The organism is Pseudomonas sp. RtIB026, assembly GCF_016861355.2.
Lineage (GTDB): Bacteria > Pseudomonadota > Gammaproteobacteria > Pseudomonadales > Pseudomonadaceae > Aquipseudomonas > Aquipseudomonas peradeniyensis.
Genome location: NZ_AP023348.2, coordinates 3,898,990 through 3,915,938, shown reverse-complemented (window position 1 = coordinate 3,915,938; position 16,949 = coordinate 3,898,990). Strand labels below are relative to the sequence as shown.

16 protein-coding genes and 3 pseudogenes are annotated in these 16,949 nt (G+C 58.8%); 12 read left to right on the top strand and 7 right to left on the bottom strand.

All coding sequences use genetic code 11. From position 1 onward, the window contains the following. Window positions 1-67 precede the first annotated feature (67 nt). From PRtIB026_RS17480 to PRtIB026_RS26485, 3 genes and pseudogenes are all read left to right on the top strand, one after another. Window positions 68-1,081, top strand: a complete 1,014-nt coding sequence (locus PRtIB026_RS17480) for a LysR substrate-binding domain-containing protein (RefSeq protein ID WP_267812592.1) — start codon at window positions 68-70, stop codon at window positions 1,079-1,081. Between the two features lie 153 nt (window positions 1,082-1,234). Next, on the top strand, window positions 1,235-1,699 hold the full coding sequence (locus tag PRtIB026_RS17475) for an NUDIX hydrolase (RefSeq protein ID WP_203652525.1): 465 nt from the start codon (window positions 1,235-1,237) through the stop codon (window positions 1,697-1,699). Between the two features lie 509 nt (window positions 1,700-2,208). Beyond that, window positions 2,209-2,425 (top strand): annotated as a pseudogene (locus PRtIB026_RS26485) (IS5/IS1182 family transposase); the annotation flags it as partial. Here PRtIB026_RS26485 and PRtIB026_RS17470 read toward each other — a convergent pair. Next, window positions 2,425-3,070 (bottom strand): annotated as a pseudogene (locus tag PRtIB026_RS17470) (transposase); the annotation flags it as partial. The pseudogenes PRtIB026_RS26485 and PRtIB026_RS17470 sit on opposite strands and share 1 nt — an antisense overlap. Window positions 3,071-4,610: 1,540 nt before the next feature. On the opposite strand from PRtIB026_RS17470, the gene PRtIB026_RS17465 reads away from it, so the two are divergent. Further along, the gene (locus PRtIB026_RS17465; RefSeq protein WP_203652527.1) at window positions 4,611-5,324 is read left to right on the top strand and encodes a tellurite resistance TerB family protein; all 714 of its coding nucleotides are present in this window, start codon (window positions 4,611-4,613) and stop codon (window positions 5,322-5,324) included. A 308-nt stretch (window positions 5,325-5,632) separates the two neighbouring features. Here PRtIB026_RS17465 and PRtIB026_RS17460 read toward each other — a convergent pair whose 3' ends face one another. Continuing rightward, the gene (locus PRtIB026_RS17460) at window positions 5,633-5,875 is read right to left on the bottom strand and encodes a hypothetical protein (RefSeq protein ID WP_203652528.1); all 243 of its coding nucleotides are present in this window, start codon (window positions 5,873-5,875) and stop codon (window positions 5,633-5,635) included. A 457-nt stretch (window positions 5,876-6,332) separates the two neighbouring features. Here PRtIB026_RS17460 and PRtIB026_RS17455 point away from each other — a divergent pair, with 457 nt between their 5' ends. Together PRtIB026_RS17455 and PRtIB026_RS17450 are read left to right on the top strand one after the other, a co-directional pair. Then, a complete protein-coding gene (locus PRtIB026_RS17455) occupies window positions 6,333-6,590 on the top strand; it encodes a hypothetical protein (protein ID WP_203652529.1) in 258 nt (85 codons plus the stop codon). Window positions 6,591-6,733: 143 nt separating this feature from the next. Continuing rightward, the gene (locus PRtIB026_RS17450) at window positions 6,734-7,021 is read left to right on the top strand and encodes a DUF3077 domain-containing protein (protein ID WP_203652530.1); all 288 of its coding nucleotides are present in this window, start codon (window positions 6,734-6,736) and stop codon (window positions 7,019-7,021) included. A gap of 80 nt (window positions 7,022-7,101) precedes the next feature. Here the strand turns inward: PRtIB026_RS17450 and PRtIB026_RS17445 are convergent, their stop codons facing one another. Next, window positions 7,102-7,494 carry a hypothetical protein gene (locus tag PRtIB026_RS17445; RefSeq protein WP_203652531.1) on the bottom strand — a complete coding sequence of 131 codons (393 nt, stop codon included), beginning with the start codon at window positions 7,492-7,494 and terminating at the stop codon, window positions 7,102-7,104. Window positions 7,495-7,630: 136 nt separating this feature from the next. Here PRtIB026_RS17445 and PRtIB026_RS17440 point away from each other — a divergent pair. The 6 genes and pseudogenes from PRtIB026_RS17440 to PRtIB026_RS17415 form a co-directional block, all read left to right on the top strand. Beyond that, window positions 7,631-7,714, top strand: a pseudogene (locus PRtIB026_RS17440) (DUF3077 domain-containing protein); the annotation flags it as partial. A 163-nt stretch (window positions 7,715-7,877) separates the two neighbouring features. Continuing rightward, window positions 7,878-8,783 carry an alpha/beta fold hydrolase gene (locus PRtIB026_RS17435; protein ID WP_232856073.1) on the top strand — a complete coding sequence of 302 codons (906 nt, stop codon included), beginning with the start codon at window positions 7,878-7,880 and terminating at the stop codon, window positions 8,781-8,783. Between the two features lie 378 nt (window positions 8,784-9,161). Next, window positions 9,162-9,419, top strand: coding sequence for a hypothetical protein (locus tag PRtIB026_RS17430; protein WP_186712545.1), 258 nt, complete (start codon window positions 9,162-9,164; stop codon window positions 9,417-9,419). Between the two features lie 91 nt (window positions 9,420-9,510). Next, complete coding sequence (locus tag PRtIB026_RS17425) at window positions 9,511-9,870, top strand: transposase (RefSeq protein WP_075043813.1); 360 nt, start codon at window positions 9,511-9,513, stop codon at window positions 9,868-9,870. Beyond that, the gene (locus PRtIB026_RS17420; protein ID WP_324256565.1) at window positions 9,867-10,712 is read left to right on the top strand and encodes an IS3 family transposase; all 846 of its coding nucleotides are present in this window, start codon (window positions 9,867-9,869) and stop codon (window positions 10,710-10,712) included. The genes PRtIB026_RS17425 and PRtIB026_RS17420 overlap by 4 nt, the downstream gene beginning before the upstream one ends. A 103-nt stretch (window positions 10,713-10,815) precedes the next feature. Then, window positions 10,816-11,103, top strand: a complete 288-nt coding sequence (locus tag PRtIB026_RS17415; RefSeq protein WP_203652532.1) for a DUF3077 domain-containing protein — start codon at window positions 10,816-10,818, stop codon at window positions 11,101-11,103. A gap of 160 nt (window positions 11,104-11,263) precedes the next feature. Here PRtIB026_RS17415 and PRtIB026_RS17410 read toward each other — a convergent pair whose 3' ends face one another. The 4 genes from PRtIB026_RS17410 to PRtIB026_RS17395 form a co-directional block, all read right to left on the bottom strand. After that, window positions 11,264-12,181, bottom strand: a complete 918-nt coding sequence (locus PRtIB026_RS17410) for an RHS repeat-associated core domain-containing protein (RefSeq protein WP_244670992.1) — start codon at window positions 12,179-12,181, stop codon at window positions 11,264-11,266. A 647-nt stretch (window positions 12,182-12,828) separates the two neighbouring features. Continuing rightward, window positions 12,829-15,312 (bottom strand): TonB-dependent siderophore receptor, encoded by a 2,484-nt coding sequence (locus tag PRtIB026_RS17405; protein WP_203652534.1) that lies wholly within the window; start codon window positions 15,310-15,312, stop codon window positions 12,829-12,831. Between the two features lie 103 nt (window positions 15,313-15,415). Then, window positions 15,416-16,351, bottom strand: a complete 936-nt coding sequence (locus PRtIB026_RS17400) for a FecR domain-containing protein (RefSeq protein WP_203652535.1) — start codon at window positions 16,349-16,351, stop codon at window positions 15,416-15,418. Window positions 16,352-16,361: 10 nt separating this feature from the next. Further along, window positions 16,362-16,862, bottom strand: a complete 501-nt coding sequence (locus tag PRtIB026_RS17395) for a sigma-70 family RNA polymerase sigma factor (RefSeq protein WP_203652536.1) — start codon at window positions 16,860-16,862, stop codon at window positions 16,362-16,364. Window positions 16,863-16,949: the final 87 nt, after the last annotated feature.

The window sequence follows — 16,949 nt, the reverse complement described above, 5'->3', positions numbered from 1 at the left end:
ATCATCCAGGTGGTTTACGAACGATCATTCCACTTGCTCAGATCAGTTTTTCTAAGGTTGGTATTGCATGGGTGCCGTGTTGCCGTTGCTTGCGTTGCGTGCCTTTTCCGAAACCACTCGCCTGGGCAGCCTGAAGGCCGCCGCCGAGCGCATGGGCGTGACCCCGGGTGCTATCAGTCAACAGATTCGCCTGCTGGAGGATCGCCTCGGGGTTACCTTGCTGACCCGCAGCCGCTATGGCGTGCAGCTCACAGAGGCGGGCGCGAGTCTGTATCCGGGGCTGTCGCGTGGGTTTGGCCAGATCGAAAGCGCGCTGCTCGATCTTCAAGTCCTGACACGGGCCAACACCCTGACGGTCAGCACCCAGCCGTCATTCGCGTCCAGCTGGCTGGTGCCGCGGTTGGCGGACTTCAATGCGCTGCACCCGGAGATCGACGTGCAGGTGCAGTCCACAGCCGAGCTTGTCGACCTGCACCGGGAGCCTGTTGATATTGCCTTGCGTCATGGGCTGGGCGATTACCCGGGGCTGGAGTCGATACCGCTGCTGGCCCCTGTGCTGCTGCCGGTGGCCAGCCCTGGCCTGCTTGCTGGCGGGCCGGCCCTGGACGAGCCGCAGGACTGCCTGCACTACCCACTTCTGCAGGATGCCGAGCGTGCCGACTGGACGCTGTGGTTGCAGGCTCATGGTGTCGAGCCCGATCACCGTAGCCGCCGGGGGCCGAGCTTTGATGAGGATCTGCTGTTGGTGCGTGCGGCTGTCAGTGGGCAGGGTATTGCCCTGGTACAGACGCAGCATGCCGAAGAGGACTTGCGAAGTGGCAGGTTGGTGGTGGCGGTGGATCGGGCATGGCCCTCGCGGTTTGCTTATTACCTGGTTGGTCGCGGGGAGAACATGCGGCGAGTGCAGGTGCGTGCGTTTGTCGAGTGGATTCAAGCGCGGGTTGAGGCTGAGGCGGCATTGGGTGGTCGTGTTGGGGGGGCTGACTCAGGTTTCTCGTCGAAGGGGGCTGATGGCAGACCTGATGTGGGTAGAGGGGAGAGCTGGAGTGATGGAGCTCAGGCGTGGGGCGGTAACTGGTAGCTAACGAGCCATTGCAGACGCTGGGGAAAGGAGCGACCGGTGATCAGGTCGAACGCTGTTCCCTTGTCTAGTATTCCCACCGTTGCTCGATTCGTATAAGCCAAACTGAAGGCCTATCATGAATGGCCTTTCGAGCCCCGTATGGAGAGCGCGATGTTTCCTGACAATGCCTGCCCTGTAGTGCTGTCGTCCTCGCTACCGACCAGGCTTCTCCTGTTCCGACACCCTTTGGCAGGTACCCAACTGGTAAAAGGTACTATCGAGAGTGGAGTAACACCCAGCGAGGCCGCGTTGCGTGAGCTGGCAGAGGAGTCTGGTATCGACGACGCTATAGTTGAGCTAGATCTGGGGTGCTGGAACACTGGATATCGGGATCAGATATGGTCGTTTCACCTTTGTCGAGCAGGGCGAGATCTGCCAGAGAGCTGGGCTCATCAGACACTGCATGACCACAGCCATGTGTTCGAGTTTTTCTGGGCTCCGTTAAAAGAGCTTCCCTACGCCGATTGCCATCCGGTGTTCCAGCGAGCATTGGAATTCTTATGCCAAAGGCTCAAGGAGTCTGGTCGTTGGCTTAGCGAGGGCAGCTATGGGTCGAAAAAAGCAGGGCGCAGATAGTCTGTCTTTCGGCCCATGCGGTCGTCTAAGTACGAAGCGAGGGGCGACTTCACGGCCTCGGCGCTGATCATTTGAATGCTGGTCAACCATCACCCACCATCCTCTTGTACAGTCCAACTCTCAGGGGGCAGTCGCGTACAGTTTCCTCTGAATCTGCCCAAAAGTATGCTTGCACGTTTATGTGGCTCTGCTATACCACAAACACAGGCGACCCTTTTGGGTGAAGTAGCTTCAGTAAAGCTTCGACAAGGCGTTTAATCTCGTGCTGATAACAATACGAGTAAGCTAGAATGGCTATAAAACTCAGGGGATGGCAACGGTTGTGGGTTGTAGCTTGCGTACCGATGCTGGCTTTCGGGATTTGGAAGGCTTTTGAGCCAGATTACGAATCAATAGGGCACAGGCTCCTATTGTTTATAGTGTTTGGGCTGCTGCCATGCGTAGCTCTCTATGCGATTGAATGGGCTTCAGCATGGATCATCCGTGGATTTAAAGAACATAGCGAATGATTGCTGGACGGTGTCCACATCCCTTCGGATTGAGGTCGGTCACGCAAGATTTGCCGCTGGCTCTTGGCCGACAACGGCTATGACGCGTAATCCTTGCGGTAATACTGCGACCGCTATCGGATGTAGCCGTTGATTCCGCTGCGTGGCATGAAGCTCGAACCGAAGCCGGGCTTACCTCGCCGGATTTGACAATCCCAACTATTGGCAGCGGAACGCTTTTGTCGAGACGCGCGACAACTCAGGTTTCGGCTTGTGCTTCATCGCTCGAAAAGGAGTCACCAGTTGCATGTGATGCCGGTCGCAGTGCTGCCGCAGAGAATCTGAGTCGTAGCCTATATCGGCCACGAGCATGCGGCATTGCTTACGCGGCCAGGGAGGTAGACGTCGTCTAGCAAAGGCAGAGCATGGGAAATATCACTCACATGATTTCTCGTAGACAACCCACCCCGGCTTCTACCGAGCGCGTGGTCTGCTGGTCCTTCTGGCCCTCATTTTATGCCTATTCCGGAAGAGGCTCGAGTCACTTTGGCTGCCGTTGAGTCTACGCACAAGGTGATCCAGATCCAGCAGTCCCTCGGCATTGAGTCTGACATGTAGTTGTCTGAGCATCTGGTTGAAGGCGCCCTGATTTCGTCAATCTCGAAATTGCTGATAAACCGTTGACCACGGGCCGAATTGCTCGGGTATATCCCGCCAGGCTGCGCCGGAACAAAGCACCCACAGCACGCCGTTGGAGCATCAAGTGGTCATCAGCTCTTGGAAGTCCCGTACGCCGATGTGCAGTCAAAAGCTCGGCGACTATGTCCCAGTTTTCATCAGAAGATCCTAGGCATTTTACGAAAAGTGCCTGCGCGACGATCATGCTGCGTTGAAAACAGGCTCGGAATGCTCATTTACAACCCGTAAACTCCGCTTCCTCGCCTGTTTCCGCCTTGCCTGATCGCCGCTCGGCTACTTTTCGTACAAACCTTAGGTGAACGCCATGGCCTACAGCGGTGGTGTCGGTTAGGTGTGTTCGCAGTGCCTTTGCAACCATTTAGCTATTTGATCAAGTTAGATTTCGTATAGATCACGCCTGCCTGTGAACTAATGTATCCCTTAGGCATCGAGGTTGCGGCTCTTGGGTGAGTTGTTTTCATAAGGCTCGCCAATTGTCTAAAAATTCGTTTATCTAAAATAGATGATTGCTGTGTGTTTACGGCGTTTTGTACCACTACCTGAGTGGTAGGGGAGGTCAACATGCTCTCTAGGATTTTCGTTGCGATTGGTTGGATTTGGATGGCTTTCGTTACCGTTGCCGTTGCAGAAGACTGTCGGACTGACTGTCATAATCAATGTCGCGTGCGCACAGATTTTCCGCCAGTAGAGTTCATTGAGCCCATGTGCCACGGGAAGTGCGAGGCGGCGAAAAAGGCAGCGTGCGCGTTAAATACTCAAATACCAAACATACCGCTTACTCCGCGAGAGGGAGTGGAGGTGGTTGGTAATCAAGCATGCGCGGCACCCTTTCAGGCAATAACTGGGGCTGTGATTGCTAGGTGTTCGAACTGGGATGCGCGGTTAGACGATCAACACCTAATTGACCAGGCCGCTGCAGTTCTTCAGCAGACCGGCGTTATTACTGCTGGCGAGCTAAACGGTATTCAGGTGCGCTGGTGTCCCTTGCAGGGAGCCGATGGGATGGCCCCGGACCGGGGGCGTATTTACTTGGATGTAGCCTTGAAGAGTAACCGTTTCGAAACGGCCTCTGTGCTTGCCCATGAAGTCGTTCATCTCAGACAGTATCGGATTGCTGGTGCTGATCGATTCAAATGTGAGTACAGCAGGCAGTACCTGGAGTGTGGGGGCTGTCAGAATCGCAATAATAGGTTCGAGCGCGAGGCATATGACCTCGAGGACCAGATCCGCATGAGATTGGCTCAGACGATACCGGCCAGTCAGGTACCACAGCCGAGCCAGGCCCCTACTCAAGGCTTCCCGCAGCAGGTTAGGACTGGGTTCCCTCCTGGTTATGGGATGCAAATCTGTGGGTGTTGGGGATCGTCAGCCAGCCCAACGGCAGTTGAGCCAAGGTGCGCCAGTGGATTAGTGCGACTTAATTTGTGCCCAGGCTTCTGCCCGGGGGGCGGAAATCCATTCGCCTATGTTTGTCAGTGATATATAAAGAGTCATCAGCACCTACATAGAGAATATCGCTTGATCTGCGTGGACTTTATCGTTCCTGATTTCGACCTCAGTTTCTACCGTCAGCAGTGAGTCGAAAGCTGCCGTTTGTTGGGTGTGTGTTATTTAGCTGCGCAGGCTAAGCCCTGGTTACCCGTCGGCCAGACGGTAATGGCGGTTCGCCTTGCGGGGGCTATCGTTGCTTGTCTGGGCGACGACTACCGACCGAGGGCGGTGCCATGAACACGAGTGATCTACTGGAACAGTTGCTTCGGGCCGGGCAGGGCTCGCAAGCGCAACAAGGGCGCGGCGGCATGTCAGCGCAAGATGGACTGGGTGGCTTGCTGGGTGGGCTGCTTGGCGGTGGCAGTGGAGCAGGGGGTGGTGGTGGTCTTGGTGGTTTACTGGGCGGCATTTTGGGTGGCGGTGGTGGCAACGCTGGCGCTTCCGCTCAGGGACGCTCTGCTGGTGGCGTCAATTACGCGGCTCTGGCGTCGTTGGGCATGATGGCGTTCCAGGCTTATCAAAGCTGGCAGCGCAGCCAGGCGGCAGCCCCGCAACAGGCCGTGCGTACCGTGGATCAATTGTCTGGCCCCGAGGCCGAAGATCACAGCCATGCGATCTTGCGTGCGCTGATTGCGGCAGCCAAGGCTGACGGTCGCATCGACCAGCAGGAAGAACAGTTGATCTACGCTGAAATCAAACGTCACACCAGCGACCCGCAACTGCAGCAGTGGCTGGACGAGGAAGTCAGCAAGCCACTCGATGCCGCCGAGGTGGCGCAGTCGGCCCAGGACCCGGGCATGGCTGCGGAAATGTACCTGGCCAGTGTGATGCTGGTGGATGACCAGCAGGACGCGGAGCGGGCCTACCTTGATGAGTTGGCCAGTGCGTTGGGGATCGATCCGACGTTGCAGGTGCATCTGGAGCAGCAGGCGAAGGGGGCCGCCTGATCGGGCTGAAGTGCTCTTGCTGTCTATCAATCTAAAGCCTGCGCAGGCAAGGCCCGAGAGATTGCGCGTACGCTCAGACTCTTCGTCTCGACCAGGAGCGGACATTGCTCCAAGGCAGTGTTTTCAACGCAGCCTGATTGTTGGGCTGCGTGGGAGCGGGCTGGCCCCGCGATCACCGGCAACGCCGGTGCCATACGCCGCATCGCGGGGCCAGCCCGCTCCCACGTTGATATCGCTTGTAACTTTGTTCACGGCACGATTGTGTAGCCCAATGGATCCCGTGATGTCGACAAGAGCCGGACCTGGGCTTAGCCCACCTCCGTGAACCGCCGCCGCGTCATGAACAGCACCGCGCCCAACGGCACGGCTAGGAGCGCCAGCAGCTCCAGGTCAAAGCCCAGCACCGGCTGCTGGTCGAATTTGAAGATACCGACCAGGCCCGCCGTCAACAGCGCCACGCCCAGCCACTTGCGTAAGGGGTATGGTTTCAGAAACTGAACGATGAGTGCGCCCAGTACCAGAAGGATGGCGGCTTGCATGATGTAGGGCATATGCAACTTCTCAGACCTGATGACCAAAAGTGGGGGATTCTCTACAAGCTCTGGGTGAGATGTAAACCGTCTTTTTTGGGGCTGGGTAGACGGGCAGGGGAGAGATCCCGCGTTGCGTCCTACAGGGATTAATCAGATTTTCCCTATTTCGAGTAGTCCATTTCCGAAGCATGCTTTAGCCGCTTTTACGCCCTCCAACAGAGGTCTAGTCTCGCAGGGTCGCTGCAAAAAGTAGCGGCCGGGTCTGCAAGCCTGAGCGGGACAACTAGATCAGCGCCACCCCTTGCCATTGGTCTCAAGCCATTGGCAGTGCGTTATGGTGGCTGCGTACGGGTGGCCTTCGGGTCAGCCGGGCTTACTCTAGTTGCCCCGGTCTTGCAGGCCCGTACGTAGCCGCCACCCTATCGCCTGCAAGCGATGGGCTGCGGTCCGATCAGCGCAACTAGAGAATTTCATCATGCTCAAGATCGTCCCGGATCCACCCCCGTCCGCTGAATCCCCTCATCTCCTTGAAGACACGTTGGTCCAGGCCACCGAGTACGTCATGTGCGCGCTGGCCGTCGCCCATCAGTCGTTCAGCCATCTGCCGAAATCACCGGCCACTCTGGTGATACTGACGATGATGCACGAGCTTGATGCCACTCGCATGCTGCTGGAGTCGGCACTGGTTCAGCTCCAGATGAGTGCGCGACCGCCGTCATACACATTGCACTGATAGAGCTGCCACAGGTCCCAGGTTCCGCGCGCAATCAAAATTGCCGGGGCCGCTGCGCAGCCCTTTCGCGGCGCAAGGCCGCTCCTACAGGGTCGAGCTAAATCAATGAGTTACGGTTAGTTTCACGAGAGAGGATTTCGCAAATGGACAACGAAACCCCTGCAGACCACGGTCAACTCGGTTGGACCGTCGGCACCTGCACCTGCCTGGAAGGCGCCACCAAAGGTACGCGCCTGTTCCGCGTAGAGCCCGGCAACTGCGCGAGCCACGCCATGGAGCAGGCTTCCGTGCTGCTCGACAGTGCACGCCGGGCTTCCTTCATCGGTGTGATGGACAACGAACCGGTGTTGGTCTGGGCATCGCACTACCTGGGCGATATGGCCAAGGCATTGATGGATGATGCGCATATGGGGATGTTGAAGAAGGTGTGAAACAGGCCCCGGTGGTCTGGGTCGGCCAGCCGCACCGATCCAGGTCACACTTGGAGGTGCGCTTCAACCGTGTGCCTTGATCACTGGGCGCTATCGAGGTCTTTTAAGATCTCTGTCAAATAAGGTTTGGTATAGCGCTCTGACGGCTGTATGTGTTCCGAGTCCCCTGGACGGTGGTATTCCCCGTCATCGAATGCCAGGTAGATGTCAAATGCCGGCTGTGGCATCTGCTCGTCCATGCTCAGTTCGACGATGGCGGTGAATAGGCCATTCATGATGTTATCGCCAGCCTCATACGATATTGCCCCCGAAATGAATCGTCGGGCCGTTTCGATTGATAGGGCATTGAGCAGATCGGCAGATCGCAGGTCTGGGCTTCGGCAGTAAACCGATAAATCGTCCAGGGTCAGCGAGCGATCGTGCGCTGTACCTAGCAAGGCATCGGTATCGGAGTGTGGGACCGGTGTGAGCATCAGCGACGAACCTAATGTATTTCAAGACTGGGGGTGCCGGATCTCGGCGCAAGGCCGCTCCTACAGGGTTGAGCTAAATCAATGAGTTATGGCTTTTCCACGAGAGAGGATTTCGCAAATGGACAATGAACCGGTGCTGGTCTGGGCATCGCACTACCTGAGCGATATGGCCAAGGCATTGATGGATGATGCGCATATGGGGATGTTGAAGAAGGTGTGAAACAGACCCCGGTGGTCTGGGTGGTCAGCCGAACCGACCCGGACCACACTCGAATGCCCTCAACACCTTTTATCGTGGCGACAAGCCCGTATAGTGCCTAGCTGTCATCAGTCAAAGGAGTGGCCATGAAACAAGCAGCACATCGCCCGGAGAGGGGAATCTGATGCGTATCGCAACGATCCTCGCGGCAGTCGGGACTACCTTGTCGTTGATGTCGGCGTCGCTGTCGGCGTCACCCGGCCAGCCTTCGTCTCCGTTACACACTGATCAGCAGCGTATCTCGGTCCAGGTCGAAGGCGAGGGCAGGGATGTGATCCTGATTCCGGGGCTGGCATCGTCTCGCGAGGTATGGGCTGACCTTGCCGCTCGGTTACGCCAGAACCACCGTCTTCACCTTGTGCAGCTCGCAGGCTTTGCCGGTTTGCCTGCGGTGTCCGATAGCGAAGGGAAAGTGGTCGCTCCGGTGGCCGAGGCAATTGCTGACTACATCCGCACCCAGCATATAGAGGCACCCGTGATCATCGGTCACTCACTGGGGGGAGAGGTTGCATTGATGCTGGGGGCTCGTCATCCCGATCAGGTTGGGCGCTTGATGATCGTCGATGCGTTGCCGTTCTATACGTTGCTGATTGACCCTTCGGCCACCAGCGAAACCGCTACGGCGCAGGCGGCAGCAATGCGTAGTTCGCTCTTGTCGGCATCGCCGGAGCAGAGCGAAGCGATGCAGAAGGCATCTATCGCCCGACTCGCCAAGACCGAGGCGGTCAGGCCAGGGGTGGTTTCTGCGGGGATCAGCTCTGATCGCAAGACCGTGGCGGATGCAGTGTATGAGTTGATGATCACTGATCTGCGTCCCGAACTCGGTCGCATCAGCGCGCCGGTCGAAGTCGTTTATGCATACGACGATTTTTACGGTGTGCCTGCATCCAGCGTCGATGCAACGTTCCGTCGGGCCTATGCCTCGACACCTGATATCCATTTCACCCGCATCGATGACAGTTTTCATTTCGTCATGCTCGATCAACCGGAACGGTTTGCCAGCGTTGTAGAAACCTTCCTCAAAAAGTAAGCAGTGCGGAGCCCGGCCAATGATTTGTTGGTGCGTCCTACAGGGATGAATCAGATTTTCCCTATTTCGAGTAGTCCATTTCCGAAGCATGCTTCGCCCACTGTTGCGCCCTCGAACTGGCGGCTAGTCTCGCTGGGTCGTTGCCAAATCAACGACCGGGCCTGCAAGTCCGTCTGAACATCGAACTGTACTCACCTTCGAGTCGCTGGCGTTTTCCAGTGGCTGTGCTCAATGGTGGCTACGTGCGGTTGGCCCTCGGGCCGGCCGGGTTATCGCTCGATGTTCCCCGGACTTGCAGACCCGCACGTAGCCGCCACCCATCCTCCTGCAGGTGAATGGGTGTCTGGTTGATCATTCATGAACGTCGAGTATGAAGTCATGTTGAAGATCGTCCCAGATCCACCCCCGTCCGCTGAATCCCCTCATCTCCTTGAAGACACCCTCGTCCAGGCCACCGAGTACGTCATGTGCGCGCTGGCCGTCGCCCATCAGTCGTTCAGCCACCTGCCCAAATCACCGGCCACCCTGGTGATGCTGACGATGATGCACGAGCTTGATGCCACCCGCATGCTGCTGGAGTCGGCACTGGCTCAGCTACAGATGAGTGCGCGGCCGCCGTCATACACATTGCACTGATAGAGCTGCCACAGGCCCCAGGTTCCGCGCCGCAATCAAGATTGTCGGGGCCGCTGCGCAGCCCTTTCGCGGCGCAAGGTGAACTGGCCTAATGATTTTGGACACCTTCATCGGGCGCTATGATGGCGCCCAATTGGAGGCAAAATCAGTGCGTAAATCTTATTCAAGAGAATACAAAGTCCAAGCTGCCGAAATGGTGCTGGACGGTGGGCAGTCAGTTCCTGAGGTCTGTGCCGCCCTTGGGCTGGGCCCTACCGCGCTTCGCCGCTGGGTTGATCAGGTGCGTGAAGAGAGAGCCGGTAAGGTTCCGGCTGGAGCCAAAGCGATCACACCCGAGCAGCAACGAATTGAAGAACTCGAAGCGCTGGTTCGGCAAAAGGATCGGGATATCGAAATCCTAAAAAAGGCCAGTGCTCTCCTGCTTCGGGACTCCAAAGATCGTTCTCGCTGATCAACGAGCTGAGTGAGCAATACCCTGTTGTCGACTGCTGCCGCGTGCTTGGGGTTAAGCGCAGCAGTTTCTATGCGTGGCGCAAACGGCAAGGACGTGAAAACCCGGCAAGAGATGCGCTACGCCTGCTGGTAATCAAGCACTTCAACGCATCGCGAAGTGCTTCTGGCTCGCGAACCCTGGCGCAGGAATTGCGGCACGAAGGCCATGAAATAGGACGATACAAGGTGCGTGCGCTAATGCGTGAAGCTGGCCTGAAGTGCAAACAGCGCAGGCCGCACCGCTATCGGTCATCAGGGGCAGAAGCGTTGATCGCCGAGAATCAGCTGAAGCGCAATTTCAAGGTTTCGGCGATCAATGAGGTTTGGTGTGGCGATGTGACCTATATCCAGGTTGGCAGGCGCTGGCTGTACCTAGCCGCCGTGATTGACCTCTATGCCCGTCGCGTAGTGGGTTGGGCATTCTCGATGATTGCAGATGCCAACTTAGCTTGTAACGCCCTGCGCATGGCCGCTGAATCGCGGGGTAGGCCGGCGGGCGTAATGTTTCATTCAGACCAGGGCTGTCAGTACACCAGCCATAAATTCAGAGCCGCGCTCGATGAGTACAACTTGAACCAGAGCATGAGCCATCGAGGCCAATGCTGGGATAACGCTGCCATGGAGCGATTCTTCGGAGCATTGAAATCAGAATGGGTGCCGGCAGAGGGTTACGAGACCGAAGCGCAGGCACGAGTGGATATCCAGGCTTATCTGATGCGCTACAACCTCAAGCGCCTCCACAGCTACAACGGCTATGAAACGCCAGTAGCCATGGAGGAAAAGCTCAAGGCAGCGGCATGAACCTTAACCGGTGTCCAAAATTACTTGACCAGTTCAAGGCCGCTCCCACAGGGTCTAGCTAAATCAACGAGTTATGGCTTTTCCAAGAGAGAGGATTTCGCAAATGGACAACGAAACCCCTGCAGACCACGGCCAGCTCGGCTGGACCGTCGGCACCTGCACCTGCCTGGAAGGTGCCACCAAAGGTACACGCCTGTTCCGCGTAGAACCCGGCAACTGCGCGAGCCACGCCATGGAGCAGGCCTCCGTGCTGCTCGACAGCGCCCGCCGGGCGTCCTTCATCGGTGTGATGGACAATGAGCCGGTGCTGGTCTGGGCATCGCACTACCTGAGCGATATGGCCAAGGCATTGATGGATGATGCGCATATGGGGATGTTGAAGAAGGTGTGAAACAGAGCCCGGCGGTTCGAAAAGGACCGCCTAGCCTCATGACGGAATGCAGATAGGCAGGTTTATAAAGGAATGTGCACCGTATTCTACAGTACTCATTGGCCTCGCAGTCGTCGCGCCCAACTGACGAGTTTTTCTAACTTGCTATATATCGCGCAGGTCAGGCGTCAGCTCGCATGTCGCTTGATTTCGAGTTTAAATCTGCGTTGCGCTCATAATATGAATTTCTGCGAAATAGTGTTGATTCTTTTGTGGGTAACACTTTTATTTTGTCAAATGAGCTTTCAAAAAAAACTATTATATTTTTATTGTCGCCGGCATAGTCGAAATCCTTACCTTTGGTGAGCTTGTTAAAGTCCTCTGTGTATATCCTGAAAACACGCGCCTTTGACCGGGTACGGGATGCGCTCGCGCCGGCGTAAGCTGTTGCCAGTTTGTAGTCGAATGTTCCGTAGAAACCGATTCCATAAATACCTTCGCCAATATTTTTAGGGTCGATTCCCGCAGCTAACGATTTCTCATAAATCGAAGAGCTACCATGAAATGCAATCATCTGACGATTAGTTGGCTTAAATAGGCGCCATATGGTTCGGGTGGTGTCTGTAATAAACTGCCCAACTGTAATGTGTCCATCTGGATCTTTGTTGTTTACTGGGTCCCCCAAGCAATAAATATATGGATTTAGGTCGCCTGCACCAAAAGGACTAATGCTGTCAGGGCTGTTGAATCGCTTTAATGAGGGGCTGAACGCCCGATAACCGTGACCTAAGTGATAGCGCTGCGTCAAAGGATCAAAGGGCTCGCCGTTAAAGCCAAGCAGCGCCAATACACCTTTATGCCAACCATAGGGGGAATAGACAATGCATCGTCGTGGATGTGCGGACTTGAACAGGCTCGAGGGTGAATGATTTTGTTCAGTGGCTATCAGAGTGGTGATGTACGAGCTGCATCTGAATTTTTTTCTGACGGATACGTCTGGTAGTGCACGGCTTAGAGTATTGCCTGACAAGACTTCGCCCGAGGTGCGCTTCGAATCAATAGACATTTGGATCCGTCCGGCAGTTACGGTCTGGAACATAAGCATTCCACTGCTACCTGAAAATAAATACTAGTAAAATTGATAGCTATCTGTTGAGGCACCGAAGCGAGCGGTTAAAAATTTCTGGTGGCGGCAGGAAAGTCGAACGTCACGCAGGCCGCGCTCGGTTTCTTAGGCGGCACCTACAGTAGGTTTTATTTCACCCGAATGGATGGCGGTTGATCAGCCGGAGCGGTTCGTCAGCGCTGTTGAGGCTTTCCTCAAGCCGTGAGCAGAGCGCGGGTGATGAAACGTTGGCGTGCTTACGGGCAGCCCTCTCAGGTCTTTGGGGGCAAGGGCTGTTGACCGAGTGAGGGCCCCCAGGTGTCCACCGCAACCTTTGCAGCGCCTATGAGATCGAGCGCCGCCCGCGCGGCGCATCGCGGCACAAGGCCGCACATCTGTTTCGGGCCAGTCAGTCCTGTGCCATTACCTGGTCCGCCTTGTTGGTCCGACACGGTTTCAGCGTGGCCACCACTGCCGCTTCACCTGTCTCAAGACATGTACCAAGGCGGGCAACCATGAGATGTGTGAGCGGCCTTGTGCCGCGATGCGCCGCGCGGGCGGCGCTCGATCTCACAGGCGCAGAAGCCTTCGCGGCGAACACCCTGAAAGCCCCGGCGCTTACGGCGCCGATCCTGCCCCCATCAGAAACTCCCCTTGAGCGTCAGCATGAAGTTACGCGGCTCACCGTAGTGGTTACCCCAGCCAGCGGCCCCGATGGTCGCGTAATAGCGCTTGTCCAACAGGTTGTTGCCATTCAACGCCAGGCTCCAGTGCTCGTCGAGACGGTACTGCACGCGGCCGCTCCACAGCGTGTAGCCCGCTTGCTCGATGCTCAGGTTGCCCTGGCGGCGGAAGTTGTCGCTCTGGCTGGAAACCCCGGCACCGACCGTCCAGCGCTCGAGCGCGCCGTCGAGCTGGTAGTCGCCCCAGACCTTGAGCATGTGCCGCGGGATGAAGCTGGAGGTAAAGTTGAGCTCGGTCGGGTCGGTCTGGTTGATGGTGCTCAGGTATTTGGTCTGGGTATAGGTGTAGCCCGCCAGCAGCTCCAGGCGCTCGATGGGCGAGCCGCTGACCTCGGCCTCGAAGCCCTGGGCGCGGACCTTGCCGCTATCGGTGTAGCAGTACTGGTCGCCCGAGCCCATGCAGGTGGCGGCGTAGTCGGTTTCGGCGCGGTGCTCTTCGACCGTGCGGAACAGGTTGAAGGCGGTGTTGAGCGCGCCGCCGAACAGTTCGCCCTTGATGCCCAGCTCGTAGTTGGCGCCGGTCTTGGGTTGCAGGGCCTGGCCCTGGGCATTCACCAGGTTGCTCTGCGGCTGGAAGATATCGGCGTAGCTGGCGTAGGCGGTCCACTCATCGTTGAGGTCGTAGAGCACGGCGGCGAAGGGCGTGACCTGGCCGTTTTCCTGGCTGCGGTTGTGCACCCAGTAATCCCAGGCCTGGGTGTAGGAGTCGCTCTGGTTGCGGTACCAGCTCACCCGCGTGCCGAGCACCAGGGTCAGCGGCTCGGCCAGCTTCAGGCGCAGGGTGGCGTAGGTGCCGTACTGGCTGGTGGTGGAGTCGCTGGGCGCGCTGCCTCCACGGCTGGGGTTGGCCAGGAATTGGTCCTTGGACGGGTGGGGGAAGGCCCCTGACGGGTCGAAGGGGTTCTGGGTGCCGCCGAGCGGCATCAGCGCGAAGTAGTCGTGGGTCTTCTGCCGACTGGCGTTGGCGCCCACGATCAGCTCGTGCTCGAGGCCGAACGCCTCGAACTTGCCGTCGACGTAGCTATCGAAGCCGTAGTCGTCCTGGTCGTAATCGAACCGGCCGACAATACGGCGCATTCCGGCGCTGCTGGCGCCGACCGGCACCGCGCCCTCGGAATAGCCGTATTCGATGTTCTGGTTGTTGTGGGTGTAGACCGAGGCGAAGTTCAGCGTCCAGTCGTCGTTGAAGCGATGCTTGAGGTCGGCGAAGCCGGTGATGCGCTGACTCTGCTGGTCATTCCAGGTGGCGCCCAGGCAGGTGGAGCGCGACAGCTTCAGATCGCTGCCGTCGGCATAACGGGGCAGGCCGGTATAGCACGGCGAGGCGTCGACGTCTTCATAGGCAAGGCCCACGCCCAGGGTTGTGTCGGGCGTCACGTCCCAGTCGAGGGCGCCGTACAGCACCTGGTCCTGGCGCTTGGCGTTGTCGTAGAAATACTGACGATCCTGCAGGGTCGCCACGGCGCGGCCGCGCACGGTGCCCGACTCGTTGAGCGGGCCGCCGACGTCCACCTGGCCTCGGTAGTTGTCCCAGGTGCCGGCGGACAGGGTCAGCGCGGTGTGGGCCTTGTCCTGGCCGCGCTTGCGCACGAAGTTGACGCCGCCAGCGGAGGAGCCTGAGCCCTTCATCATGCCAGCGGCGCCCTTGAGGATCTCGACGCGGTCGTAGAAGGCCATGTCGCTGGAGAAACTGTTGGCCTGCACGTAGTTGCCACCCACATCCAGCGGCACGCCGTCGTACTGGTACTGGCCGTCGAGGTTGAAGCCACGGGAATAGAAGTACTTGCCGCCCATGGGCGAGTCGTAGACGGTGATGCCGGGGGTCTTGTCCAGCACCTGCTCCAGGGTATTGAGGTTCTGGTCGTCGAGCATCTTGCGGGTCATCACGGTGACCGACTGCGGCGTTTCCTTGAGGCTGTGCACGCCTTTGCCGATGGTCACCGCGCGCGCGGCGTAGGACTGGGTGCCCTCGCTGGTGGCATCGAGGCGGTTGGCGTCGATGGTCAACGGCCCCAGTTCCATCGCCGCGCCATTGTCGGCCGGCACCAGCACATAGCCGCCGTTGCCCTGGCGCTGGGCTTGCAGCCCGCTGCTGGCGAGCAGGCGCAGCAGGCCTTCCTCGACGCTGTAGCTGCCGTCGAGTCCGGCGGTGTTGAGGTGGCGGGTCTGCTCGGTGTCGAACGAGATGGTTACCCCCGCCTGCACGCCGAACTGGGTGATCGCATTGCCCAGGGGGCCGGCGGCGATATGGTAGGTGTTCTGGCTGCTGGCCATGGCATGGGCCGGCGCGAGCAGCGCGCAGGGCACGCTGGCGAGGGACAGGCCGAAGGCGAACCGGCGGATGGCCAGGTGCAGGCGGGCGGTGGGGTGGGGAGCGGGCATTGGGTGATCCTTGCGTGTCATGGCGGAAAGTCGCTGTCGTCGCGGCTTGTGTCATGGACGGACGAGAATCGAAATCAGCAAGATTGCGGAAAACTTTTTTCGCTCAGGCAGGCTCCACGCTGACCCAGTAGCGACTCAGGTAGCGCACCTTCACCGGCAGGGATTTGGGCAGGTTCGCCAGGGCGATATCGGTGTCGTCGATACGGAACGAGCCGGAAATGCTCATGCCGCGAATGGCCGGGGCGCAACGCAGCACCCCGCTTCGGTAGCGGCCCAGCTCGTCGATGAAGTCACCCAGGCGCCAGTCGTTGACGCTGAGCATGCCCTGGACCCAGGCCGTCGAGTCGGCGGGCAGGGGCTGGGCGCGGGCCAACGTGTCGCGGTCGAAGCCGGCCTGTTGCCCTGCGTCCAGGCGCAGCACCTGGTCGAGATGGTGCTTGGGCCGAATCTCGACGGCCGACTGCAACACACCGACCCGTGTCTGCTCCGCTAGCTGCCGCACACTGAACCGCGTACCCAGCGCCCGCACGCTGCCGTTGTCGGTGTGCACGATGAACGGGCGCCGGGCGGGGTCGCTGGCGGTGCTGACCAGGATCTCGCCGCGATAAAGTTGGATCGCCCGTACCTGCGTATCGAAACGCACATCCAGCGCGGTGTCGACGTTCAGCTCCAGCTGCGAGCCATCCTCCAGGCGCAGCGAGCGCCGTTCGCCGCTGCCGGTGCGCTGCTGGGCGAGGAGGGCGCTGTAGGGCACCTGTTCGCTGGCCAGCCAGCTGCCGCCGCCGACGGCCAGCAGCATGCCCAGTACTTTCAGCACCTCGCGGCGCTGCGCCTGGGCCGCGCCCAAACCCGACAGCGCGGCCTGGCGTGGCACCATTGCCCATTGTCGCTGAAGCTTCTCCACTCGCGTCCAGGCTTCGGCATGCGCCGGGCTTGCGGCCAGCCACGTCTGCCAGGCCTGGGTCCGTGCAGTGTCGGCATCACCGTCATTGAGCTGCACGTACCAGGTCGCGGCCGCTTCGAGTGTCTTCATATCCATTGACCAGCCCTCAGCTCTCGACCACCAGCAGGCAGCGGGTCATGGCCCGGATCAGGTGGTTTTTCACCGTGGTGATCGAGACGTCGAAGCGTTCGGCGACCGCCGCATAGGTCAGCCCTTCCAGTTGCACCGCGAGGAAGATGTCGCGGGTCCTGGGGCCGAGCTCGTCGAGCATTGCATCGACCGATACCAGCATCTCGATGATCGACAGGCGAATCTCCGGCGACACCTCGACCGGTTCGGGTCGCAGGGCCAGGGCCTGCAGGTAGGCCTGCTCGATGGCGCGGCGGCGAACCTTGTCGATCAGCAGTGCGCGGGCGATGGCGCTGAGGTAGCTGCGCGGCTCGCGGATGGGCGCCTGGTTGCGGGCGGTCATGACCCGCAGGAAAGTGTCGTGGGCCAGGTCGGACGCATCGGCGGTATTGCCCAGGCGCGCGCGCAACCAGCTTTTCAACCAGCCGTTGTTCTCGCTGTACAGCTGGTGCAGCGCCGAGCGGTCGAGCGTCGACATAGAGCGGGATCCATGATGTAAATGGTAATTGCTCGCATTGTCTCGGTGCGGCGGGGGGATTGCAAGGTCCACGGCTGCTGGCGTGGC